21 protein-coding genes, 1 other RNA gene and 1 pseudogene are annotated in these 24,319 nt (G+C 64.5%); 10 read left to right on the forward strand and 13 right to left on the reverse strand.

Annotation, left to right across the window (positions count from 1 at the left end):
• From ACQY4S_RS07330 to ACQY4S_RS07365, 8 genes and pseudogenes are all read right to left on the reverse strand, one after another.
• Entirely contained in the window at positions 1–1,152 is a 1,152-nt protein-coding gene (locus ACQY4S_RS07330; protein ID WP_428484527.1) for an SEL1-like repeat protein, read from the reverse strand.
• Between the two features lie 151 nt (positions 1,153–1,303).
• Positions 1,304–2,872, reverse strand: coding sequence for a hypothetical protein (locus tag ACQY4S_RS07335; protein WP_428484528.1), 1,569 nt, complete (start codon positions 2,870–2,872; stop codon positions 1,304–1,306).
• A gap of 175 nt (positions 2,873–3,047) precedes the next feature.
• Entirely contained in the window at positions 3,048–3,866 is an 819-nt protein-coding gene (locus ACQY4S_RS07340; RefSeq protein ID WP_428484529.1) for a CoA-transferase, read from the reverse strand.
• A gap of 207 nt (positions 3,867–4,073) precedes the next feature.
• Positions 4,074–5,126, reverse strand: coding sequence for an LLM class flavin-dependent oxidoreductase (locus tag ACQY4S_RS07345; RefSeq protein WP_428484530.1), 1,053 nt, complete (start codon positions 5,124–5,126; stop codon positions 4,074–4,076).
• Between the two features lie 151 nt (positions 5,127–5,277).
• Positions 5,278–5,673: a type II toxin-antitoxin system VapC family toxin gene (locus ACQY4S_RS07350; RefSeq protein WP_428484651.1), complete on the reverse strand. Its 396-nt coding sequence runs from the start codon at positions 5,671–5,673 to the stop codon at positions 5,278–5,280.
• A complete protein-coding gene (locus ACQY4S_RS07355) occupies positions 5,670–5,936 on the reverse strand; it encodes a FitA-like ribbon-helix-helix domain-containing protein (protein WP_428484531.1) in 267 nt (88 codons plus the stop codon). The genes ACQY4S_RS07350 and ACQY4S_RS07355 overlap by 4 nt, the downstream gene beginning before the upstream one ends.
• Positions 5,937–6,273: 337 nt before the next feature.
• Positions 6,274–8,373 carry a sodium-translocating pyrophosphatase gene (locus tag ACQY4S_RS07360; protein ID WP_428484532.1) on the reverse strand — a complete coding sequence of 700 codons (2,100 nt, stop codon included), beginning with the start codon at positions 8,371–8,373 and terminating at the stop codon, positions 6,274–6,276.
• A gap of 184 nt (positions 8,374–8,557) precedes the next feature.
• Positions 8,558–8,740: pseudogene (locus ACQY4S_RS07365) on the reverse strand (SelT/SelW/SelH family protein); the annotation flags it as partial.
• A 137-nt stretch (positions 8,741–8,877) separates the two neighbouring features.
• Here ACQY4S_RS07365 and ACQY4S_RS07370 point away from each other — a divergent pair.
• The 3 genes from ACQY4S_RS07370 to ACQY4S_RS07380 all read left to right on the forward strand — a co-directional run bounded on the left by ACQY4S_RS07370 (position 8,878) and on the right by ACQY4S_RS07380 (position 11,821).
• Complete coding sequence (locus ACQY4S_RS07370; protein ID WP_428484533.1) at positions 8,878–10,302, forward strand: mannose-1-phosphate guanylyltransferase/mannose-6-phosphate isomerase; 1,425 nt, start codon at positions 8,878–8,880, stop codon at positions 10,300–10,302.
• Positions 10,303–10,814: 512 nt separating this feature from the next.
• Positions 10,815–10,958, forward strand: a complete 144-nt coding sequence (locus tag ACQY4S_RS07375; protein WP_428484534.1) for a hypothetical protein — start codon at positions 10,815–10,817, stop codon at positions 10,956–10,958.
• Positions 10,959–11,347: 389 nt separating this feature from the next.
• The gene (locus ACQY4S_RS07380; protein ID WP_428484535.1) at positions 11,348–11,821 is read left to right on the forward strand and encodes a hypothetical protein; all 474 of its coding nucleotides are present in this window, start codon (positions 11,348–11,350) and stop codon (positions 11,819–11,821) included.
• 177 nt (positions 11,822–11,998) lie between these two features.
• Here the strand turns inward: ACQY4S_RS07380 and ACQY4S_RS07385 are convergent, their stop codons facing one another.
• From ACQY4S_RS07385 to ACQY4S_RS07395, 3 genes are read right to left on the reverse strand one after another with little or no spacing between them, the layout of a single operon-like run.
• Positions 11,999–14,143, reverse strand: a complete 2,145-nt coding sequence (locus ACQY4S_RS07385; protein ID WP_428484536.1) for a xanthine dehydrogenase family protein molybdopterin-binding subunit — start codon at positions 14,141–14,143, stop codon at positions 11,999–12,001.
• Positions 14,140–15,123 (reverse strand): FAD binding domain-containing protein, encoded by a 984-nt coding sequence (locus ACQY4S_RS07390; RefSeq protein ID WP_428484537.1) that lies wholly within the window; start codon positions 15,121–15,123, stop codon positions 14,140–14,142. Before ACQY4S_RS07390 ends, ACQY4S_RS07385 begins: the two co-directional genes overlap by 4 nt.
• Complete coding sequence (locus ACQY4S_RS07395; protein ID WP_428484538.1) at positions 15,120–15,740, reverse strand: (2Fe-2S)-binding protein; 621 nt, start codon at positions 15,738–15,740, stop codon at positions 15,120–15,122. The genes ACQY4S_RS07390 and ACQY4S_RS07395 overlap by 4 nt, the downstream gene beginning before the upstream one ends.
• 206 nt (positions 15,741–15,946) lie before the next feature.
• Here ACQY4S_RS07395 and ACQY4S_RS07400 point away from each other — a divergent pair, with 206 nt between their 5' ends.
• Both ACQY4S_RS07400 and ACQY4S_RS07405 read left to right on the forward strand, forming a co-directional pair.
• Positions 15,947–16,567, forward strand: a complete 621-nt coding sequence (locus ACQY4S_RS07400) for an HAD family hydrolase (RefSeq protein WP_428484539.1) — start codon at positions 15,947–15,949, stop codon at positions 16,565–16,567.
• Between the two features lie 201 nt (positions 16,568–16,768).
• Positions 16,769–18,142, forward strand: coding sequence for an FAD-dependent oxidoreductase (locus tag ACQY4S_RS07405; RefSeq protein WP_428484540.1), 1,374 nt, complete (start codon positions 16,769–16,771; stop codon positions 18,140–18,142).
• A gap of 155 nt (positions 18,143–18,297) precedes the next feature.
• Here ACQY4S_RS07405 and ACQY4S_RS07410 read toward each other — a convergent pair whose 3' ends face one another.
• Complete coding sequence (locus tag ACQY4S_RS07410) at positions 18,298–19,155, reverse strand: isocitrate lyase/PEP mutase family protein (protein WP_428484541.1); 858 nt, start codon at positions 19,153–19,155, stop codon at positions 18,298–18,300.
• 469 nt (positions 19,156–19,624) lie between these two features.
• Here ACQY4S_RS07410 and recA point away from each other — a divergent pair, with 469 nt between their 5' ends.
• A complete protein-coding gene (gene recA / locus ACQY4S_RS07415) occupies positions 19,625–20,665 on the forward strand; it encodes a recombinase RecA (protein ID WP_428484652.1) in 1,041 nt (346 codons plus the stop codon).
• Positions 20,634–21,092: a cytidine deaminase gene (locus ACQY4S_RS07420; RefSeq protein WP_428484542.1), complete on the forward strand. Its 459-nt coding sequence runs from the start codon at positions 20,634–20,636 to the stop codon at positions 21,090–21,092. Before recA ends, ACQY4S_RS07420 begins: the two co-directional genes overlap by 32 nt.
• 98 nt (positions 21,093–21,190) lie before the next feature.
• Here the strand turns inward: ACQY4S_RS07420 and ssrA are convergent.
• Positions 21,191–21,502, reverse strand: a transfer-messenger RNA (tmRNA) gene (ssrA, locus tag ACQY4S_RS07425).
• Between the two features lie 102 nt (positions 21,503–21,604).
• On the opposite strand from ssrA, the gene ACQY4S_RS07430 reads away from it, so the two are divergent.
• From ACQY4S_RS07430 to ACQY4S_RS07440, 3 genes are all read left to right on the forward strand, one after another.
• Positions 21,605–22,537, forward strand: coding sequence for a ribose-phosphate pyrophosphokinase (locus tag ACQY4S_RS07430; RefSeq protein ID WP_428484543.1), 933 nt, complete (start codon positions 21,605–21,607; stop codon positions 22,535–22,537).
• Between the two features lie 155 nt (positions 22,538–22,692).
• A complete protein-coding gene (locus tag ACQY4S_RS07435) occupies positions 22,693–23,649 on the forward strand; it encodes a tetratricopeptide repeat protein (RefSeq protein WP_428484544.1) in 957 nt (318 codons plus the stop codon).
• Positions 23,650–24,315, forward strand: a complete 666-nt coding sequence (locus tag ACQY4S_RS07440; RefSeq protein ID WP_428484545.1) for an LON peptidase substrate-binding domain-containing protein — start codon at positions 23,650–23,652, stop codon at positions 24,313–24,315. It begins immediately after the preceding gene.
• Positions 24,316–24,319: the final 4 nt, after the last annotated feature.

A 24,319-nucleotide genomic window follows, 5' to 3' on the forward strand; every position in this document is an offset into this window, starting at 1 on the left:
CTAGCTAGCCGTCTTGCGGTCCGATTCAAGCAAGCGGCGCAGCGCCTCATGTGCAAGCTGGTTGCCATTGGCTGCCGCTCGTTGATACCACGCGACGGCATCGGCGGATGACATCGGAACGCCACGTCCCAGTTCATACATCCGGCCGAGGTTGCACTGTGCGTTGTGCAGGCCGCCGTTGGCGGCAAGCCGGTACAGCTTGACCGCGTCGACATCGGATTGCTCCACGGCACGGCCATCCTCAAAAAACTGAGCGAGATTGTTGCGCGCCGCGTTGAAGCCTTGCGCGGCCGACAGGCGATACCAGCGCAACGCCTCGGCATCCGATCGCGGAACACCGCGGCCGATCGCATGGAGAAAGCCGATGTTGAATTGTCCGCTGGCGAGACCTTGTTCGGCCGCCAGCCTGAACCAACGTGCCGCTGCCTCGTCGGAGCGTGCGACTCCATGGCTCTGCAACAAGATTGAGCCGAGTTCGACCTGGGCACCGGCATGACCCTGCGTGGCCGCCAATCTGAACCAGTATGCCGCGGTCACAGTGGACTTCACGGCTCCAATCCCACGCGCATGGCACAGGCCAAGGTAGTATTCGGCCTGCGCGTGCCGCTGTTCCGCGGCCTGGCGAAACAAGGCGACAGCCCGCGCCATGTCCTTGGGCACACCAAGGCCTTGATCATGCAGCGCGCCAAGCTCGACCTGTGCGTCGGCAATCCCCTGGTCCGCCGCCAATCGAAACAGCCGCGCGGCCTGTGCGTGATCCCGCGGCACGCCGCCGCCCTGCTTGTAAAGGCGAGCAAGACGGAGCTGGGATCGTGCGTCACCCTGGTCGGCTGCCAGGCGATACCAATGCGCCGCCTGGCTATCCGACTGCTTCACACCGCGGCCCGCCTCATAGAAGATCCCAAGGCTATGCTGGGCGTGTGTGCTGCCATGTTGGGCGGCCTGTTCATACCAATGCGCGGCCTCGGAGTCGGATTGGGCAACACCATCACCATGCTCATATTTGCGGCCGAGTTCGTGGTACATCCTGCCCTGGTCGTACATGCCGCCTTGCTGGTACTCGGCCATCAGGTTGCCTGACCTTTCATTGCGTCCCGCCGCTTGACGTCCACACGTGAAACTCTCGAAATCCGCCTGTTCGCGATGCTGCATCGAGCGCAGGATCCAGCGTCAAGCCATGTCCCAAGGGTGTGGATCCTGAGCGAACAGCCAATCGAGCACAAGATCGTGCCAACCGACAAGGCGCCGGCCTTCCCCAGAACATCCCGGAGCAATGGGCCGTGTCACCGACCAGCCGCAGGTGCTATCGCACCTTGACGTCCGATCCGGATTCCGCCGCGACCCAAACATCCCGACAGCCACCCTTGCCGCGGCGGTAGACGACAAGTCCATCGAAAGCCGCGATCCTGCGGTAGCGTGACCAGGCGCGGACGAATGCCGAGTCCGCGGCGCTGAGCACGCTGATGTAGTTCGTGGTTTGCCGCGTATCGACCACCGCGATGTCGGGACATCCGGCGATGAAGTCATGTGAAACCCATCGCGCCACCGGCCATTGCTTCGTCGCGGCCGGGTCGAAGCGAGCCCGCCATACCTCACCCTTGAGCGCCCACATCGAATCGAAGCGGGAGGCCCAGCCGACGCCGGTACTGTTGACGACCGGAAATCCAACAGCCAGCCATTCCGAAAAAGCCAGGTAGGTCCGCGCGTGCTGCGCGCGAATGATCCGCTCCAGATGCGCGACCGTGTTGGTCTTTGGATCAACCGCCTGCTCGACCGCCGGCATTATCCGCTGCACCGAGGTAATACAAAAAACGCCGATGGCCAACGCCGCGACCATGAACGGCAGGCGCACCGGCCGGCGGCGATGCACCAGTTCGGAAATGCTCCAGAGCAGCAAGGCCAGCATGGTGATGATCGTGGCCGGGAGCCGGTGGTAATACCAGCCCTTGCCGTCGACAAAGCAGATGACCGTGCTGGTCGCCGCGAAGATCACCAGCGTGAGCAGCAGGCTGAAATCGGCCAGGCTGCGCCGGCGCAGCCACAGCAGGGCGATCGCCACGAGCTGGCCGCCGATCAGCAGGGCGCTGTCGCCCAGCAGCATGAGGAACGGCACATCTGTCGCGCCATATAGTGCCAGCGCAAGCGGAACGGCTTTGCCGAAATAAGCCGGACACACGATGGCAACCAGTCCAGCATATCCGAGCAAGGTCACGGCCGCCGCGACGGGCATCACGCGCCACGGACGCAGCCCGCGGGTCAGGGCGAGGCATTCGAGCGCGACAAAAACCAGGGCGTAGCACGGCTTCAATGCACATCCCAGCCCCGCCAGCACGCCGGCCGCGACCAGCACCGCGATTGAAGCGTGCCGCCTGTCCAGACGCTGGGCGAACAGCACCAGGTAGGGCAGGAATGCCGCAACCAGCAGATGCTCCCGCTGGCCGAGGTCCGCGCCGGGAACGATCAGGAAGATCGAGCCGATCACGGCGAACACTGGCACCCGATGCGCAAGCAGGCCGCCGTTGGCACGCAGCAGGCTGGCGCTCCACCAGACACAGGCGAGCACCATCGCGATGAACACCGGCATGGCGACGCACTGGATATCGACGTCGAGCCATTGTGCCAGGCTGATCGGGACGGCGGAGATCCAGATGATCAGCGGAGGATTGACCTCGATCACATCGATGTAGAGTTCACGTCCGGCCATCCAGCGGCGTGCGACATACAAGAGCCACGCGATATCATCCTTGAGCGGGGCACGCAGCGTGATGAACAGCACCACCGCCAGGACGGCAAGCAGCAGCAGCAGGCTGATGGCGGACAACAGCGGCCGCGCGGCCGGGATGACCGGCCGCGATGTTTGAACCTGGTTCATAAGGTTGGATCTTGATGGTCGCTGGCTGAGATGACACCGCGCGACGACCGCGCAGTTTTGTTGCAAAATCGTTTTAGCCCAGCCGAATGGCCTAATCAAGGCATTTGATACAAAGCGCAAAAATGATTGGCCAGTGGGTCCCGGCCAACCTATTGGGGCAGCCTGTTGGTCTGGTTCAGTGCGTTAGCCGGCGCTGACCCTTGGGCATCGCCAGCGGCGAGGAAAACGTCGTCTCCGTCCGCTCCCGCGGGTCGGCTGCCACCAGGACATCGACCAGCGTGTCTGGCACCACAACCTGGCCAGGCGGCAGCTTCTCCATCGTGCCCACCCGGTCCATCTGCGCGATAACCAGGCCGCCGCTTGCCTGGACGGCACGGGCGATGGTCATTGCGTCGCGTGTCATGGCAATCGCCGCCGACCCTTCCATGAAGGCGACGGAGATCAGCGCCACATCGATCGGAAAGCTATGCATCAGCAGGGCATCCTGCCCGGCCGCGCGCACCACGTGCACGAGTTCTTCACGCGTGGCCTGGTTGAGGCGACCGCCGCCCTGACGCGGGTCAGCAAAGGTGCCAAGTCCGCCGCGGCTGAGATGTCCAGGCAACCCGGCCGCGATGTCGCGGAATAGGTGCCGAATGAACCCGGCCGGCAGGCTGTAGGCTTCGATCCGCTCCGTCCGCGCCAGCGCCTGCAGCCCTGGAACGGGATGCCATTGGCCGCCGATCACCCGGCGAACCATTCCGACATGAGCAAGGTGGTTCAAGCCATGGGTGCGGCCGTCGCCGTGTGTGGTGGCATAGACGATCGTCAGGTCACGCGGTGCCCCCTGCGCCAGGAAAGCGGCTTCAAGCGCGTTGCCAAGGACATCGCCCAACCAGCCCACGGCGATTGTGGCGCCGCGCGGAATTTGCGCCGCGACAGCCTCGGCCGATGCGGTTTTCCAGTGGCGGGGCGGACGGATCATCCGCTCTGCCCGGGCGGGCGATGACAGCATCGAGGGCGGGCTCCTTGGAGTGCGTCGGCATCAGACGATCCTGAAACGGGATCATAACGACGACGCAGCGGAATCAAACTGACATCAACGGGATCGTTCAGGCGCCACGGCCGAGAGCACGGACCAAACCGACGGCTCTACGGTAACCATACGGCCCAGTCTGCGACAAATCAATGCTTTAGCCGCCCGCGTCCAGACCAAGGGCGGTTAGTCGCGAAAATATGGCATGACCTCCGAACACATTAGTCGCAATGAATTGACCACGCGATCATGCGGAATGCGCATGCCGCAATTCATCTCGGCCAGGATGCCCGACAGGCCCAGCGTCTCCTTCAACGCGCTCAGGCGGTCCACCACCATCGCCGGCGTGCCGACGACGATCTTGCTGCGCAGTGCCTCGTCGTAGTCGATCGTCATCAGGCGCTGGCCGCGTTCGGCCCGCATCTCCAGCGAGCGGGCACCTTCCTGCGTGGCGGACGCCTCGATCCGCTGGCCCAGGTAGCGGTAGAAGAACATTACGCTCTCCCGCGGTTCGTCCCGCGCCTGCGCTTCCGTGGCGGCAATATAAAGCGGAACGCGCAGGTAAACCTTGCCGTTTCCGGGGTGGCCGGCGGCCGCCCAGGCTTCGCGGTAGACGCGAAGGTTGGGGACCAGTTCATCCAGGTTGCCGAGACGGGTGGCAACAAAGATCGGCAATCCCTGCTCGCCGGCCTGCTGGAACGTGTCCGGGCTGTTCACCGCGATGCGCAATTCCGGATACGGCGCCTGATATGGTTTCGGCACCAGGCAGATGTCGTCGAAATGGTAGAACCGGCCATGAAACGAGAAGGTTTCCTCGGTCCAGGCGCGCTTGAGGATTTCCAGCACCTCGGCAAAGCGCTCCCGGCTTTCCGCGTAGGAGACGCCATAGGCCTGGTAGGTGCGCGGGAAACCGCTGCGGCCGACGCCGAAGATCAGCCGACCGTGGCTGATATGATCGACCGTGGTGGCTTCCTCGGCAATGCGGATCGGGTGGCACAGCGGCAGCACCTGCACGGCGATGCCGATCTTCATGCGCCGGGTGCGCGTGGCGATCGCGCTGGCGATGCTCAGCGGCGCGGCAAGCACGGAGCGTTCGGGAGAATTGTGCAGCTCCGCCAGCCACATGACATCCAGGCCGGCTGCCTCGGCCGCGTCCACCTGTTCGAATGACTCACGGAAGGCTTCAGCCTCGCTCTGGTCCGGCCGGCGCTGAAACTCGTGGAACATGCCAAATTCCATGGTGCCCTCCCTGCATGGAAGGCAGCGTCGGCTGGTTTGCCGCTTTCCGCAAGAGTCCGGCCCGCAGCGCAGGCTTTGCGCCGAACCCTCGATGCGGCGATGGCGTGTGCGCGGACAGCCAATGCCTGTCTCGAGCGAGAACCCGCGAATTTCAAAGGTGCATTGCCAACGGGTGGCACATGAGGTTTCGGTCCCGCGTAAGCAGCTTCAGCTTCTCGACCTGGGCCTGGATCAGCAACATTTCATCGAACGGATCCCGGTGCGGCACCGGTTCGGCCAGAGGGGTCGCCGCATGCGCCGGGCTCAGCGCGAGGAAGTCAATGCTTTGGCCAGCAAGAACCTGCAGCGCCTGCGCCGGATCGAGTGGTCCCTTGCGATGACCTGAGGCGTGCAGCGCGTCCCATTTCAACCGCATCTCCCAGATCGAGACAGCGCTGACAACAAACCGTCCCGGGTAGGACGCCAGGAAATTCAGCTCAACACCAGAAAGCCGGCCGGGGCTGCCGGCGATGGCGAACACGTAATGGGTGTCGAGCAGCAGGCTCAGGTATCACCCAATCCCAGGACGCGGCGGCTCAGCGCCGGATCGTCCAGGGTCGAGGTCCAATCCGGCCCATCCTCGACAAGGCCGAGGGATGCACGGTCGCGGGCAAGTTTGGCGAAATCGATGCCAACTGGGCAGGCCTGCCGAACCAGATCGCTCAGTGCATCGCGGGCTAGCGCTTCGACCGATACATGGCGCTCGGTGGCAATTCGACGCAGCGAGTCATGAACCGTCCCGGGCAGGTTGCGAATGGTAATGGCCGACATCACGAGTTCTTTCAGATTCGTTGATAGCACTTGATATCATATGCTATCAGCCGATTCAACCGTTACAGGCGCTTTTCTGAAAGCGGTGTTGCTTACAGTGTGCCAAAAGAAGCGCTGCTGTCGCTGAAGCCGCTGGCCGGGCACAGGTCGATGACGACCCGGCTCATACTCCCTGCCGCCCGAGCCCCGGCGTTTCGTGGTTTGGTTCCTGCGCGGCCGGTCGCCACCAACCCCACCTGACGAGCTGTCAGGCATTGTGACCGTTACTAGGCACCCCAACGCACTCAGCCGGCTAATTGACGAATCCGGTTCAAGCGCGACTGAAACCGGAGCACGCCTACCTCAACCACCCCGCCAGGATTGCCAGCATCAGCAAAGCCACGATGTTGGTGATCTTGATCATCGGGTTTACCGCTGGCCCGGCGGTGTCCTTGTAGGGATCGCCGACCGTATCCCCGGTCACCGCCGCCTTGTGCGCGTCGGAACCCTTGCCGCCGTGGTTGCCTTCCTCGATGTACTTCTTCGCGTTGTCCCACGCGCCGCCACCCGAGGTCATCGAGATCGCCACGAACAGCCCGGTCACGATGGTCCCCAGCAGCATCGCCCCCAGCGAGGCGAATGCCGCCGCCCTGCCGGCGATGATGGCGATGACGATCCACAGCACGATTGGCGCGCCCACCGGCAGCAGCGAGGGCAGGATCATCTCGCGGATCGCCGCCTTGGTCAGCAGGTCCACCGCTCGGCCATATTCCGGCTTGCCGGTGCCTTCCATGATCCCCGGAATGTCACGGAACTGCCGGCGGACCTCTACCACCACGGCCCCCGCGGCGCGTCCCACCGCGGTCATGCCCATGGCGCCGAACAGGTATGGCAGCAGGCCGCCGATGAACAGGCCGACCACCACGTACGGGTTCTGCAGCGCGAAATCGACATGCAAGGTCGGGAAATAATGCGCCAGGTCCTGGGTATAGGCGGCGAACAGCACCAGCGACGCCAGGCCGGCGGAGCCGATCGCATAGCCCTTGGTCACCGCCTTGGTGGTGTTGCCGACGGCGTCCAGGGCATCGGTGGTGACGCGAACCTCGGCCGGCAGATCGGCCATCTCGGCGATCCCGCCGGCGTTGTCGGTAACTGGGCCATAGGCATCGAGCGCCACGATCATCCCGGCCAGCGACAGCATCGTGGTCGCCGCCACGGCGATGCCGAACAGGCCTGCCACCATGTAGGTGATGATGATGCCAACGCAGATGACGATCACCGGCAGCGCGGTTGCCTCCATCGAAACCGCCAACCCCTGGATCACGTTGGTGCCATGGCCGGTGGTGGAGCTTTGCGCAATCGACTTTACCGGCCGGTACTCGGTGGCGGTGTAGTACTCCGTGATCACCACGATCAGTCCGGTAACGCCGAGCCCGGCGAGGGCGCAGATAAACAGATCGAACCCGTTCACTGATCCGCCGGCTGTCAACACCAGCGGGCTGGTCAGTCCGACGGTGACCAGGATGACGATGGCGATCCCGACCACGGACAATCCGCCGGTGACCGCCAGGCCTCGATAGAGCGCCTTCATGATCCCGTTGTCGGCGCCAAGCTTGACGAAGTAGGTGCCGGCGATGGAGGTGAGGATGCAGATGGCGCAGATGCCCAATGGCAACATCAGCAGGGCGTCGCGAACGGCGCCGTCGAACAGGATGGCCGCCAGCAGCATGGTGGCGACGATGGTCACGGCATAGGTCTCGAACAGGTCGGCGGCCATGCCGGCGCAGTCGCCGACGTTGTCGCCCACGTTGTCGGCGATGACGGCGGGATTGCGGGGGTCGTCCTCTGGGATGCCGGCCTCGACCTTGCCGACCAGATCGGCGCCGACGTCGGCGCCCTTGGTGAAGATGCCGCCGCCCAGGCGGGCGAAGATGGAGATCAGCGATCCGCCAAAGCCGAGGGCAACCATCGCCTCCAGCACCGGACGGATATCGGCGCCGGGCACCATGCTCCCGCGCAGGTAGAAGTAATAGCCGGCGACACCCAGCAGTCCGAGGCCGACCACCAGCATTCCGGTGATGGCGCCGGACTTGAAGGCGACATCAAGCCCGGCGGCGAGGCCGCGACGGGAGGCTTGCGCCGTGCGCACGTTAGCCCGTACCGAGACGTTCATGCCGACATAGCCGGTGGCGGCGGACAGCACGGCGCCGATGAAGAAGCCGATCGCGGTGTGAATGCCCAGGATCAACCCCAGGATGATCATGATGACCACGCCGACCATGCCGATCGTGGCGTACTGCCGGTTCAGGTAGGCGCGCGCGCCCTCCTGCACGGCGGCGGAAATCTCCTGCATGCGGGATGTCCCGGCATCCGCGGCAAGCACCTGCCGGGTGGTAATCACGCCATAGACCAGCGCGGCCAGGCCGCAGAGAATGATCAGAATCTGGGCAATGTTCATTCCGGTTGTCCCCTCCTGGTCGTTCGTTCAGTCGGGTCCACACCGCCCCGCCCGCCGATACGCCGCGCTGACCCGGCATATGCCAGATGCCCGCGCATCCGGCAATTCCGAGGTGTCATAATATTAAGGCATTCAACCGTCGTCACGCGACAGGCAGTGCGCCAGTGATCCGGGAACCTCGGGATTATGGGCTGCTGGCGATGCAGCCCGCCACATCCCGCTCCTCTGGAAAACGTCCGGTTGCCTTCTTTGACCAGGCAAGCCGGCCGTCCACGGTGATCTCGAAAACCCCGCCGCCGCTCTTGCGCAGGCTGACCGTAGCCGACGGGTTGGCTTTCAGGATCAGGTCCCGTGCCGCACGGGCACGCGGTTCATAACCTCACATCCCGCAGTATTCGATCTCGACCTGCATCTTCTGCGCATCCTTTGCTTGCCTCGATAATGTTTCAGCTTGGCAGAGATAAGCCGGATGGGCAAGAAAGACCACCAAACTGGATGCAGGTCATGACCGAGCAACGTATTGTCCCCGTTATCCTGTCTGGCGGCTCCGGCACACGGCTGTGGCCGGTGTCGCGGGAGAGTTTTCCAAAGCAGCTCTGGCCGCTGCTATCCGAGCGGACGCTGATGCAGGAAACCGCGCTGCGGGCCGGCGGGCCGGGTTTCGCGCCGCCGGTGGTGGTGTGCAATCACGAGCATCGGTTCCTGATCGCGGAGCAGCTTCGCGCCGCCGGCATCCATGACGCGCGCATCCTGCTGGAACCGGTGGGCCGCAACAGTGCTCCCGCCATCGCCGCCGCCGCCGTGCTGGTGGCGGAAACCGAGCCGGATGCGGTGTTGTGGATGATGCCGGCCGACGCGTCGATCGCCGACCTTCCGGCGTTGCAGGTCGCCCTTCAGGCCGCCGCCACCGCCGCCCGCGCCGGCCATGTCGTGACCTTCGGCATGAAGCCTAACGCACCCGAAACCGGCTACGGCTACATTGAGATCGGCGACCCGCTGCGCGACGCCGCGGGCGTCCACGCTGTCGCCCGGTTTCGGGAAAAGCCGGATGCGAAGACCGCGGCGAGGTTCGTCGCCGACGGCCGGCATCTGTGGAACTCCGGGATGTTCGTCTTCACCGTAGGTACGTTGCTCGAGGAACTGGAGACGCATGCGCCTGATGTGCTGCCGGCGGTGCGCCAGGCGGTGGCGGACCGTAGCAGCGACCTGGATTTCATCCGCCTGGGTGTCGCGGCGTTCACCGCCTGCCCGTCGATCAGCCTCGATTACGCGGTGGCGGAGCAATCCAGCCGGGCAGCCGTCATTCCCGCCGACCTTGGCTGGTCCGACGTCGGAAGCTGGAGCGCGTTGTGGGAACTCGGTCGCAAGGACGCCGATGGCAATGTCGCGTTGGGCGACGTGGTGCTGGAGGGCGCGGAGAACTGCTACGTCCGCAGCGACGGCATGCTGGCCGCGGTGGTCGGGCTGAAGGACGCCGTGGTCGTGGTGACCGAGGACGCGGTGCTGGCGATGCACCGGGGCCAGGCGCAGGATGTCAAGAAGATCGTCGAGCGGCTGAAGGCGGCCGGCCGGTCGGAAGCGGTGGCGCATAACCGCAGCTACCGGCCCTGGGGCTACTACGAAAGCCTGATCCAGGGCGACCGCTTCCAGGTCAAGCGCATCGTCGTCACGCCTGGGCGGCAGTTGTCGCTGCAGAGTCATTTTCATCGCGCCGAACATTGGGTGGTGGTGAACGGTACGGCACGGGTAACCCGCGACCAGGACGTGCTGATCGTGCGGGAGAACGAAAGCATCTACCTGCCGCTCGGCTGCGTACACCGGCTGGAAAATCCCGGACGCATCCCGCTGAATTTGATCGAGGTGCAGTCCGGCGCGTATCTGGGAGAGGACGATATCGTGCGTCTGGAGGATACTTACGGACGGGCGTAATCGGCAGTTAGAGGCGGCGCTGGTGCAGCGACCTATGGCAGTCGCGGGCTGACCACGGCGCTCACCGAGACCTCCGATCCGACAGCGCGGGTGCTTGCCGGTGCCATGGCCGACGCTGCCGGGCCGATGGCGCGGCTGCGCGCCGGCATCGACGCCGGCGTGGTTGATCCGGCGGTCGATCTGGCGCCGCACCTGGTGCAGGCGGCCGAGGTTGTCGCGCAGGCGCGCGCGCGGCATTGCGCTGGCCGACGCGGTGGCGCAGCGGGATGCGTTTTCGCGCCTCTCGCCGGAAGCCGAGAAGATACTGCGGGCGGCTTACGGCGAGCAGCTCACCGGCCGGATGTCGCAGGTCAAGATGACGCAGCTGCTGGAGGCTTACGCCGAGGAGGCTCAGCAAAATGTGAATTCATCGAATCTATTCCATGGTAATCTGAACGCTCTGCAAGTTCTTCAAGAGGTTTCGGAACGCTATGGAAAAGACGCAGGACAACAAGCGGCAAATGCATCCGGCCATGCAACAGGCTTTCGGCCAGGCGCTGCTCAAGGTCGGGATGGAGCACGCGGACCTGGACTGGATGCGCCAGGGCAAGAAGCACCTCAAGGAGGCGGCGGAGAATCAGGCCCAGGCATCCTCGGATCTTCCGCCCCGCCGCTGACGCCGAACCGGCGGCGCTCCAGCGTTACGCGGTCGCGCGCGGGCTGACCCGGGACCTCAAGGGTGGCTACGACGGCGCGCCGGGGGTCAAGGCCATGCTGCAGGGCGGCTCGGAAGCCGGCACCTTCCGCATGGCCGACGCCCCGGTCGCGCGCGCGGTGATCCGGCTAATATAGGTGTGGTTACCATAATCCGTCTATCGCAACCTCCGGCCGTCAAGTGACAACGCCAATGCTGGTTGCAGCGTAGTATGATAACGACTTTGTGTCGTCTTGCGAGTCTTTACCATTGAGGAAACGGAACAAACCGGCTATGCAAGCGAGACGGCATCGATGCCCGACAACAGCGGGCCGCCGCCTCTGACTACCCAGGGTGAAGGACACACCACGGATGACCTCATATTTTATAACACCTGCCGTCGCCACCGTCATCGTTCTCGGCATGGCGACCGTTCCGACCCAGGCGCAGGCCAGCCAGGCCCCGCCCGCCATCGGCCCGCTCAGCCAGATGGGGAACGCGCTCTTTCTGCTGGCGATATTTGCCGGCGTCTTCGCGGTGATCGTCGACCGCGTCCGCATCTTTGCCGAGGACCACAAAGGCCAGACGGTTGCCAGCGTCCTCCGCCCGATTATCCGCGCCATGGCCCGGGTGATCAGAATCACCACCTGGACGATTGGCAGCGCCGCCACCGCCATCGTCCTGCTGCTGATTTGGCCGCCGCTGTTGATCGTTGTGCTAGTGCTATGGTTTTTCTGGGCGACGCGCCACGTTCGCATCCCAACCGAGGTCGACGCCCGCCACACCGCCTTATCGGGGTCGCTAGATTTGATCATCGGTTACGAGATCGGCCGGAACTGGCAGTAAGCATGACGACGCCACACCGCATAACCGGCGAGCAGTGGCAGAACCTCATTGTAACCGAGCGCGCCGCCACGCAAGCTTGAGCCTTTTTCCGCACGATTCATGGCGCCGCGATTTGCCACGGCGCATCAAGCCGTGACAGATCGCAATGCGTTCAGGTAGCAACCAAGGCAAGTTTCCTCAATCGAGCCAGAGCCCGCTCAGCTTGTCCGGCGTGATCGGCAGGTCGCGCACCCACCGTCCCGTCGCGTGATAGACCGCGTTCGCGATGGCGGGGCCAATGCCGCACAGCGCAATCTCGCCCAGCCCCTTGGCGCCCAGTGGACCGATATGCGCATCCTCCTCGTTCAGGACGATGACATCCAGGTCCGGTGTGTCGGCCAGCACGGGCACCAGGTATTCGGCGAGGTTGGCGTTGGTGACGCGCCCGGTACGATCGTCCACCTCGGTGTGCTCCATCAATGCCTGGCCGACCCCCATGATGAAGCCGCCGATGCATTGGCTACGCGCCAGGCGCGGGTTGACGATGTGCCCGGCTCCATACGCACCGACCACACGCCGCACCCGTGTTTCCCCGGTGTCCGGATCGACCGAGACCTCGGCGAAAGTGGCGCCAAACGCCGCCGGTGAGTAATGCTTTTTCAGCTCTCCGGGGCTGAAATCGCCCTCCACTTCAATGTCTTCGCCAAGCCGCGCGGCCACCGACAGGATATCGTTGGCGCCAGTCTGGCGCTGCACCTCCTGGCGCAGCTTCAGGCAGGTCTGGTAGACCGCGTTGCCGACGCTCGCCATCGTCATGGAGCCGCCATGCACCGGCGCCTTGGGCAGATCGCTCAGGCCGATGGCCAGGTTGACCCGCTCCACCGGCACCTCCAGCACGTCCGCCGCCACCTGCGTGAGCGAGGTCCAGGTGCCAGGTCCCATGTCGGAGGACGCGGTCATCACGTCCACCACGCCGTCGCGCGTCAGGCGAGCACGCGCCGACGCCGGCGAGACGTTGGTCGGGTAGAAGGCCGACGCCATGCCCCAGCCGATCAGCAACCGTCCATCCGTCATCGAGCGGGGCGCCGCCGTCCGGCGCTGCCAGCCAAATTTTTCCGCGCCGACACGCAATGCGTCGGCATGCGAGATCGAGGTGAACGGCAGGTTCTGGTATTCGTCATGATCGACCTGGTTGCGCAGCCGCAGTTCCACCGGATCGATGCCCAAAGCCACGGCAAGCTCATCCATGGCGCATTCCAGCGCATAGAGACCGGTGGTTTCGCCCGGCGCGCGCATCGCGTTGGGTGTGCCAATGTGGCGCTTCGCCAGCTTGTACCGCGTCTCGACGTTGTCGCAATGATGCACCACCCGCACCGGGCGCGGCGTCGCCTCGACATAGCTTTCGTGGGTGGAGGTCTCGCCGATCGTCTCGTGGATGATCGCGGTCAGCTTGCCGTCGCGCGTGGCGCCCATCTGCACGCGCTGCTGCGTCCAGGGACGGGCGCCGCAATTCTGGTAGTACTCCCGCCGGGACAGCTCGATCTTCACCGGACGGCCGACTACCTGGGCCGCCATCGCCGCCAGATAGGTGTGCGTCCAGACGCGCAGACCGGAGCCGAACGCACCGCCCACGAAGGGGCAGATCACGTGGACCTTGGCCGGCTCAATGCCGAACGCGCAGGCAACCGCCTGAGCGCAATTCTGTGGCCACTGCGTCTTGTCCCACAAAGTCAGTTCATCGCCCTTCCACGAGGCCGTACAGGTATGCGGCTCCATCGGGTTCTGGTTCTGCCGCGGCATGATGTAGGTAGCGTCGACATGGACTTCCGACGCCGCATAGGCGCCTTCGGGATCGCCGCGGCTGGTGATGCCGGGGCCGGCCTGCGGATCGACCTCGTCCTCCTCCAGCAGCTTGGCATCGCGCACCGCATCCTGGATCGCGGTGATCGCCGGTTCCGGCGCGTACTCGACCCGCACCAGCCGAGCGCCGTGGTCCGCGGCTTCGGGCGTTTCGGCCACCACCAGCGCGATGTGCTGGCCCTGATGGTAGACCCGATCGGTGTTGAGCACGCGGACAAGCTGGCCAGTGTTTGGATCGACCAGTTGGCGGTGCTCATGCCATGGCAGTTGCGGGACATCCCCATGCGTCAGCACGCGCAGCACGCCGAGCACCCGTTCGGCCGCGGCGGCATCGATACTTGTGATGCGGCCATGCGCGATGGTGCTCTGGACCGGCACGCCCCAGACCATGCCGGGTGGGTGAAACTCAGCGGCATAAGTCGCCGATCCGGTTACCTTCGCTCGGCCATCCACGCGCGGAATGGGCTTGCCGATGACGCTCATGCGCGTTCTCCCGCTTGTGCTGCCGCCAGTTCGATCGCGCGTGTCAGCAGGACCGGCATCTGGGTGATCTTGAAGTCGTTGTGGCCCCAGCCGCGGGCACCTTCGGTCGCCAGTGCCACCGCCTCGGCCACGGCGGCCCGCGTCGGGGCGCAGCCGAGCAGGGCGGACTCGACGCGGTCCAGGAGCCAGGGTCTGGTGCCGACGCCGCCCATGGCGATACGCGCCTGGGTAATCTTGCCGCCCTCGATCCGTAGCCCGACCGCGGCGGACAGCAGCGCCCATTCGAACGCCGCGCGGTCCCGCACCTTGACGTAGACCGAGTTGGCGGAGGCCGCATCCAGCGGAATTTCGATTGCGGTGATGACCTCGCCAGCCCGCAGTGTCGTTTCGATCTCCGGACGGTCAGCCGCCGAACGATGGAGGTCCGAAAGCGCGATGTGACGCGCGCCCTGCGGCCCGTCGAGATCGAGCTCCGCCCGCAGCGCCACCAGCGCCACCGCCAGATCCGAGGCGTGCGTCGCGATGCACTGCTCGGAGGTGCCAAGAACAGCGAAGTTGCGGTTCTCGCCGCCGATCGCGGCGCAGCCGGAGCCAGGCCGGCGCTTGTTGCACGCGGCGACGGCGACATCGCGGAAATAGCCGCAGCGTGTGCGCTGCAGCAGATTGCCGCCCATGGTCGCGAGGTTGCGCACCTGGGGGCTGGCGCTTTCGATCAGCGCCATGGTCACCGCTGGTGCGGCCTCGGACAGCGGCGTGTAGGTGGCGGCCGCTTCCATCGATGTGCCGGCGTCGATACGGGCGCGGTCGGTATCAACAAGGATGCCGCGCGGCAGCACGTCCGACAGGTCGATCAGGCGGCCGGGCGTGCGGATGTGCTCCTGCATGAGCTGCACCATGTCGGTGCCGCCCGCGATGAACTCGGCATCCGCGCGCAACGCCGCGGGCAACGAGGCCGGCCGTTCAAGGGTAAAGGGCATCATGGCGCCGCGCCTGCCTGTGCGGTGGTATTCCGCGCCGCTTCCGGCGTGACCGTCCGCGCCGCTTCCGGTGTAACAGTCCGCGCCGCTTCCGGTGACCGCGCGATTTGTTCGGCCGCCTGGCGAATGGCGGCGATGATGTTCGCGTGCGCCCCGCATCGGCAGAGGTTGCCGCTCATGTGGCGCCGCAGCTCCGCCTCGTCCGCCGCCCGCCCCTCCTCGATCAGCGCCACCGCGGACATGATCTGGCCCGGTGTGCAATAGCCGCACTGGAAGGCGTCGTGGTCGATGAACGCCTGCTGCACCGGATGCAGCGTGCCGTCGTCCCGCACCAAGCCCTCGATCGTGGTGATGTCGCGATGTTCCGCCCGCACCGCCAGCACAAGGCAGGAATTGACCCGCATGCCGTCCATCAGCACGGTACAGGCGCCGCATTGCCCAAGGCCGCAGCCTTTCTTCGAGCCGGTGAGCCCGAGATGCTCGCGCAGTGCATCGAGCAGCGTGACCTCCGGTCCGATGGCGAGTGTATGGACGCTGCCGTTGATCCGCAGTGAAACCAGCGGCGGCGAGATCTCGGCACCGCCCGTGGCGTGCCGACTTGCCTGAAGAGTATCCGTCATGACGCTATGATCCCATGGCCGTTGCGCAGAGACAGGAAGCGCGAAGCTCGGCTGCTGTTCCGCGCGTCGCAGTGTCTTGATCGGTTTATTTGTGGCTCATGCCAGCCTTGGATGCCGCTGGGGATGCCGCTGGATACGTCGGACGCTGTTCGATGGACAGGCTCAGCGCTATCGACAAGCGGCCTCTGAAGTGCAAGCAGCGGGGCATGGCATATCCCAAGGCTGTTGTCTTCGACCTCCTCACGGCGTTGCTGGATAGCTGGTCCCTATGGGATGCCAGCGCCGGCGATAAGCGCCTTGGCCGGCGGTGGCGCGCCCGCTATCTTGAACTGACCTATGGCTGTGGCGCGTACCAACCGTACGAGGAACTCGTGGCCAAGGCGGCGCGCGAGGCGGGCCTGCCATCCGCCGCTCCCGCCGCGCTCCACGCTGATTGGGACAGCCTGGCTGCCTGGCCGGAGGTGCCAGGCGTGCTCTCTGGCCTACGTGCTCGCGGATTAGGCCTGGGTGTTGTGACCAACTGTTCCATCGAGCTCGGCCGGCGCGCGGCGGCCCGTTGCGGCGTGCCTTTCGACGTGGTCGTGACGGCGGAGGAGGTTGGATTCTATAAGCCTCGCCCGGAGCCCTACCGTGCCGTCCTCGCGGCCCTCGATGTGGATGCACGCGACGCATTGTTCGTCGCCGGCAGCAGTGCCGATGTGCCAGGCGCAACGGCTGTCGGCATGACGGTTGTCTGGCACAATCGCATCGGGTTGCCGCCTCGGCCAGGACCGGCACCGAAACGCGACGCGGCTACCCTCGACGCGGCGCTGGATGGCTTGGTGTAATTGATGCTCGCGTCTCCTGTCGGCGTGGTTGCTGAATGAACGGTCGGGGTCAAAAACACTGCGTCATCCGCGTTCGCAAGGGCCTGCGGTGGACGTGCCACGCTGTAAACGGCTGAGTAAGCCGGCTCGCCACGCCGACCAAATCAGCTCCGACGCAAGCGGGCAGGCAACCAGGGCCGTCGCGATGACGCTAAGGCGAGCATGATTGAAATCACCACGGAGACGGCCATTATCGGCGGCGGTCAGGCTGGCGTGCCCCTCGCGCGGGCCTTGGCGGCGGCAAGCCGCCCTGTCGCGCTCATTGAGAGCATGCATCTGGGGGGCTCCTGCGTGAATTTCGGATGCACCCCCAGCAAGGCTGTCATAGCGTCGGCCCGACTGGCTGCCGACGCGCGGCGCGCCGCGACGATGGGCATTCGCATCCCGACGGTCGAAATCGACTTTCTCGCGGTCATGGACCGGGCCCGCGATCTGGTCGCGCGGTCCAAGGGCGAACTGGATGCGAGCTTCGCAGGCACGGAAAACCCGCGTTTCCTGGCGGAGCACGGACGCCTGGACGGGCAAGAAGAGGGCCTGTTCCGGATCAGGGCCGGCCAGACGCTCATGCGCGCGCGACGCGTCGTGCTCAACACCGGAACGCGGACAGCGCAGCCCGCCATCCCGGGTCTTGATCAGGTGCCGGTGATCAATGCCGAGAACTGGATTGCCCTGCGAGAACCACCCAGGCATCTGCTGATCCTCGGCGGCAGCTACATTGCCCTGGAGATGGCGCAATCGTTTCGACGCCTCGGCTGCGCGGTCACCGTGTTGCAAAAGGGCGGCCAACTGGCGGAGCGCGAGGACCCCGATGTCGCCGCGGTCCTGCATGCGGCGATCGAACGCGATGGATGTCGCGTGCACCTGAACGCGGACGTGCAACGCATCGAACCGGCGGGACCCGGCGTGCGGTTGCACCTGTCCAGCGGTTCGGTGGAGGGCACGCATCTTTTCGTAGCGACAGGCCGCCGGCCGAACACGGATGAACTCGGGCTGGAAACCGTGGGGGTCCAGCTCGATGAGCAGGGGCACGTGCTGGTGAACAATCATCTGGGTACTAACGTGCCGAACCTGTGGGCCGCGGGCGACATTCGCGGCGGCCCGGCGTTTACCCACACGGCGTACGACGATTTCCGCGTCCTGCAATCGCAGTTCCTTGGCGATGGCAGCGACAGCCGGTGCCGCATTGTTCCCTATGCGATGTTCACCGATCCCGAACTGGGTCGTGTCGGCCTCAGCGAGGCAGAAGCGCGCAAGGCGGGAAAGCCGTTCAAGGTCGGCCGACAAAACATGACGGACAGCGGCAAGGCGCGCGAACTCGGCAAGACCGACGGCTTCATCAAGGTAATCGTCGATGCGGAAACCGACACCATCCTGGGTGCGACCGCGCTGTGCGAACAGGGAGCGGAGGTGGTGCAGCTTTTTGTCGAACTGATGAACACCGGCGGCACGGTCGCCATGGTGCGCGACGCCATTCACATTCACCCAACACTCGCCGAGGCAGCCAAGAACGCCGTGCTGGCGGCAAGCAGCGATTGAGCTGCCGTTCGCTGCGGCAGATGTCTCCCGCAGCCCGAAGAATCCGAAATGGCGCGATCTTTGTCATTGGCACCGGTAGCGTTGCCGCGGGGCGAGCGGCGCAGTGTCTGGCTGACCAACCGACGCCGTAGTCCGTGGCGACGTTGATGGTTCGGCTATGACCGGCTGGGGGCGCCGGCGTCCGCAGGGACCACCTCCATCATCGCTTCGATCTCCGCATGGGATGCGACGCCGCGCAGCGCGACCGGCACGTCCCCGGCCAACAACAGGCGCCCCGCCTGCAGCACCTGCCCATAGGCGGCGCGCGCCAGCACGCCACCGACGCTGACGCGGCGAACCCCAGCCTCGGCCAGGGCTTGCAACGATACCAATTGGTCGCGCGGACCGGACAGCACGTTGACCGGCCGGGGCGCCACCGCCGCGACCACCGTGCGGATGGCCTGCATCGTCGGCAGCGCCGGCGCGTACAGGCAGTCCGCTCCCGCCTCGGCGAACGCGACCAGGCGTCGAACGGTGTCGTCCAGGTCGGGCCTGCCGTGCAGGAAGTTCTCCGCCCGCGCGGTGAGCACGAATGGATGCGACGCGGCGCGGGCGGCGGCGACGGCCGCCTTTACCCGGGCGACAGCGATGTCGAAGCCATGGATCGGTGCCGCGGGATCGGCCGTGGTGTCTTCGATGGTGCATCCGCATAAGCCGGCTTCGGCAGCCTGCCTGACCGTGTCCCCGCAGTCCTCCGGCGCAGCGCCGTAACCGTCTTCCAGGTCCGCCGACACGGGCAGATCAGTGGCTTTGACGATGTCGCGTGCGTTTGCCAATGCCTCCTGACGGGAGACCCTGGCGCGGCCGTCGCGCCGGCCGAGCATGAAGGCAAGCCCCGCCGAAGTCGTGGCGATTGCCGGAAAGCCGACCTGGGTCAGGATACGGGCGCTTCCCTGATCCCAGGCGTTGGCGATGACGAAGCAGCCTTGCCGGTGCAGCGCCTGGAAACGTTCGGCCTTATCGATGACGGTCATGTCGCTCCTACTGCTCCGTTGTCACTCCGATGCCGCGGGCGGGTCGCACCGTTGGCCGGATTGGCCCGCAAATCAAGCCGGTACGCTGACACTTGCCGCACGTTGCAAACGATACCAGTGGATCCAAGGGCTGTCTGGTACGCGCGGGGCCGATAGGACGGCCGCGCACGTAAGCAGGGCTGCTTGGATCATGCCTCCAACAGCTTATCCAGGCGGTCTGAAGCATGGCTGTCAACCGGACGCCGTTCAGGGCAGATGACATAAAACGTGTGAGTTTAGTTCCTGATTGGTTCTTGCTTCCCGAGACGAAGGAACATATTACATGTGGTTAGCGGCGCGGTTCATTGACAAGATGGCTTCTAGTGAAGCCGTCCGGCTAACTGCACGTATTGGTTGCACATAGTTGTCGATCAGGTATAAATCCTAGGAGTAATGCGGCGTGGCCAAAACCGAACCAGGGGTTATTCCAATGGAAAAGAACAAGGCGCTTGACGCGGCGATGGCACAGATCGAACGAGCTTTCGGAAAAGGCTCGATCATGCGCATGGGCTCACGCGCTGGCGACGAGCAGATTGAAGTCATTCCGTCCGGATCGCTCGGCCTGGATTTGGCGCTGGGCATCGGTGGCCTGCCACGTGGCCGCATCGTTGAGATTTATGGACCGGAAAGCTCCGGCAAAACCACGTTGGCTTTGCACGCGATCGCAGAGGCGCAGCGACGCGGCGGGACGTGCGCCTTTGTTGATGCGGAGCATGCGCTGGACCCGATTTACGCCCGCAAGCTCGGCGTGGATGTCGATAATCTGTTGATCAGCCAGCCGGATGCGGGCGAGCAAGCCTTGGAAATCACCGATACCCTCGTGCGATCCGGCGCGGTTGATGTGCTGGTGATCGATAGCGTTGCCGCATTGGTGCCGCGCGCCGAACTGGAAGGCGAAATGGGCGACAGCCACATGGGCCTGCACGCTCGGCTCATGAGCCAAGCATTGCGCAAGATTACCGGGAGTGTCAGCCGCAGCAACTGCATGCTGGTCTTCCTCAATCAGATCCGCATGAAGATCGGCGTTATGTTTGGCAATCCGGAGACAACCACGGGTGGTAACGCCCTGAAGTTCTATGCTTCTGTTCGATTGGAAATTCGGCGTATCGGTCAGATCAAGGAACGCGACGAGGTTGTCGGCAACCAGACGCGCGTCAAGGTCGTCAAGAACAAGCTGGCACCCCCATTCCGACAGGTCGAATTTGATATCATGTATGGCGAAGGCATCAGCAAGGTTGGGGAACTTCTTGATCTTGGCGTCAAAGCCAATGTTGTGGAAAAATCTGGCGCATGGTTCAGCTACGACAGTCAACGGATCGGCCAGGGACGAGAGAATGCAAAGCAGTTCCTCCGAGACCATCGCGCCATGGCGGATGCAATCGAGGTGAAGGTGCGGGAGCAGTCCGGCGTCGTCGCGAACTCAATGCTGAGTGCTCCGGATGAGACTGAAGAAGCCGAAGCGGCTGAATAATTCGGTTCTTGAGGACATCACACTTACGCCCAATGATCACGCGCTTGTCGCGGCAGCCAATCTGGTACTGGAAAAGCATTACAAGCCGTTTTGGCATACGGTAGCGGCGGCTATCCAATCGCGCGACGGCCAGATCTGGACCGGCGTGCATATCGGCACCACAGTCGGTCGTCTGGCTGTATGTGCCGAGGCTGTCGCATTTGGTCGAGCCGTGCTCGAGGGCGATGGAACGATCGCTACCGTGGTGGCCGTGCGGCATCCAAAGCCGGAAGAGGAGGATCGTGAGGCAGCCGTGGTATCACCGTGCGGCGGATGCCGGGAGATGATCCTGGACCATGCTCCGGAAGCGTTGATCATTGTCAAGGATGGGGAAGGTCTGATCAAGCTGCCGGTTCGGCTGTTTCTTCCATCGCCGTATCGGCGTTAGCCGATGGGCCAGGCGTTGACGCTGCCACTGTCCTGTCGCTGCCACGGAACGAACCGGGACTGGTTCGGCACCAGCCAAAATAGTCCTGACTGCAAACAAGTTGGGGGGCTTCTGTTGCCCGGTGCCCCCCGTACCGCGCTTATCGCTTATGCAGCGACAGCGAGCGCCTCATTGTCATTGGCACTTGTGATTTAGCCCGATAACGGCGGTACAATGCCGGGCAAAAGGTGAGTCTTTACCACGCGTGTCGAGCCTGTTTCGCCCCCATGCGTCCCATGACCCTGGGATGAATGGTGGAGGCGCCGGGCACTGCCCCCGGGTCCACAACGATTATTCCACGCACCGTTTATCACCATAGTCTGCAAGCAGACGGAATAGATGTAGGCGTTTCGGTGCGGTCAATCAAGCCTGCAAACGCGGCCCATCCACGTGGACATGTGACAGCCACGTTGCTAAAAGCCTCCCGTTCCGGCGCTTGGACCGGTTTGGTTTTCTATCCGGCGGCGCTGCCCATGAAGATCGTTGCCTGCAACAGCAATCGTCCCCTGGCCGAGGCTGTTGCCCAAATCCTCGAGCTGCCGCTGGCCAAGGCCTCCATCCGCCGCTTCGCCGACATGGAGGTGTTCGTCGAGATCCAGGAAAATGTGCGTGGTGAGGATGTCTTCGTCATCCAGTCAACCTCGTTCCCGGCAAACGACAACCTGATGGAGCTGCTGATCACGCTGGACGCGCTGCGCCGCTCCTCCGCCCGCCGTATCACCGCCGTGATCCCGTATTTTGGCTATGCGCGACAGGACCGCAAGTCCGCGCCGCGCACGCCGATCTCCGCCAAGCTGGTGGCCAACCTGATTACCGAGGCCGGTGCCAACCGCGTGCTGACGATGGATTTGCACGCCGGCCAGATCCAGGGCTTCTTCGACATCCCGGTGGACAACCTCATCGCCGAACCCTTGTTTACCCGCGATATTCGCGAGCATTACGAAGGCTGCGACCTGATGATCGTCTCCCCCGACGTTGGCGGCGTGGTGCGGGCGCGGGCGATCGCGACACGGCTGAACTGCGACCTGGCGATCATCGACAAGCGGCGTGAACGCGCCGGCCATTCCGAGGTCATGAACATCATCGGCGACGTGGTCGGGCGGGACTGCATCCTGGTGGATGACCTCGTCGACTCCGGCGGCACCCACTGCAACGCCGCCGATGCGCTGATCAAGCGCGGGGCGCGTTCCGCCAGCGCTTATGTGACGCACGGTGTTCTATCGGGCGCCGCGGTCGCGCGCATTGCGTCTTCGCCAATTAAAATGATGACGATCACCGACTCGATCCTGGTGACGGAGGAGGTGAAGCGCTGCGACAACATCAAGGAGCTGACGATCGCCCCGCTGCTGGCCGAGGCGATGCGCCGGATCAGCGACGAAAGCTCGGTCAGCTCGCTGTTCGACTGAGGCGTTAGGCGATCCGCCGCGCCTCTGGACGACCACGGCCTTCGGCGGCATGTTTAAAGCCTCGCAAACAGCCGCTTGTTTGTTTGCCAGCCGGCAACATCTAGACGCTTGAAGTTCTCAGCGTCATTCAGGGACGACTGATCAGGAAAACGAAAATGGACCATATCATCGGCCAATCGCCTTCGGGCTCCCCTTCCCTGGCCCCTCATGGGGCGGCACCGGCTGACATGATCGTCGACGGCGACCAGAAGACGTTCATGCAGCAGGTCATCGAGGCGTCCCGCACCATCCCGGTGCTGGTGGACTTCTGGGCGACCTGGTGCGGGCCATGCAAGCAGCTTACGCCGACGCTGGAGAAAGTGGTACGGGCGGCGGCCGGCCGGGTCAAGCTGGTCAAGATCGACATCGACGCGAACCAGGCGCTGGTGCGCCAGCTTGCCCAGCTTGGTCTGCCAATGCAGTCCGTGCCAACGGTCGCGGCGTTCTGGCAGGGTCAGATCGCCGACCTGTTCCAGGGCGCGCAGCCGGAATCGGAGGTCAAACGCTTTGTCGAGGCGCTGCTGAAGTCCACCGGCGGCTCGATGCCGGCGGCTGATCTGCTGGCGGAGGCCAAAGCCGCGATGGAGCAGGGCGATGCCCAGCAGGCCGGCGAGTTGTTCAGCGCCTTGCTGCAGGAGGAGCCTGAGAACGGTGACGCCTGGGGCGGCCTGTTGCGTGCCCTGATGGCACTGGGCCAGGAGGAAGACGCTGAACACGCATTGACCGAGGTGCCGGAGAAGCTGACCGACCACGCGGAGATCGCAGGCGCCCGCAGCGCCCTGGCACTGGCCAAGGAAGGTCGAGCGGCAAAGGGCCAGCTTCAGTCGCTGCAAGCCCGATTGGCGGCCGATCCGGCCGACCATCAGGCACGCTACGATCTCGCGACGGCTCTGAACGCCTCAGACGAGCGCGAGCAGGCAGCCGAGGCGCTGCTTGAAATCCTGCGTCGCAACCGCGGCTGGAACGAAGACGCGGCTCGACTGCAGTTGCTGAAGTTCTTCGAGGCATGGGGATCCGACGATCCCGCCACCGCCGCCGCGCGCCGTCGCCTATCCGCGATCCTGTTTAGCTGAATGGCGGCATTTCACCCGAAGCTGCAGGACCTGCCGTCCGAATTCGCGGTCTTTCCGCTGACGGGCGCATTGCTTCTGCCGGGCGGAAAGCTGCCGCTCAACATCTTCGAGGAACGCTACCTGGCGCTGATCTTCGACTCGCTGGCGTCCGGCCGGATGTTCGCCATGATCCAGCCCGATCCGAACATCCCCCGTGTCGACAACGGTCCCGCGTTATATCGCGTTGGCTGCCTGGGCCGGGTATCGTCGTTCAGCGAAACCGACGACGGCCGACTGCTGATCACGCTCACCGGGCTGGTCCGTTTCACCATCGACAGTGAACTGGATATGCGCCACGGCTACCGCCGCGCCCGTGGCGATTACTCCCGCTTCGCCACCGACCTTCACGAGATCCCGGAACCAGCGGCGGTGGAACGGGAGAAGTTGGTGGAAGCCCTGCGCGGCTACTTCCTGCGCCGCCAGGTCGAGGCGAATTGGGACGCGATCAGGCGGATGCCGGACGAGGTACTGGTGGTGACCCTGGCGATGGCGTGTCCGTTCGAGCCGGTGGAGAAGCAGGCGTTGCTGGAAGCCCCGACCGAGGCCGAGCGCGCCGCGACGCTGCTGGCGCTTTTGCAGATGGGCGCGGCCGGCCCTGACATGCCACCCGGCTATGCGGTAAGCTGATCGT

The organism is Rhodopila sp., from assembly GCF_965276935.1.
Taxonomy (GTDB): domain Bacteria; phylum Pseudomonadota; class Alphaproteobacteria; order Acetobacterales; family Acetobacteraceae; genus Rhodopila.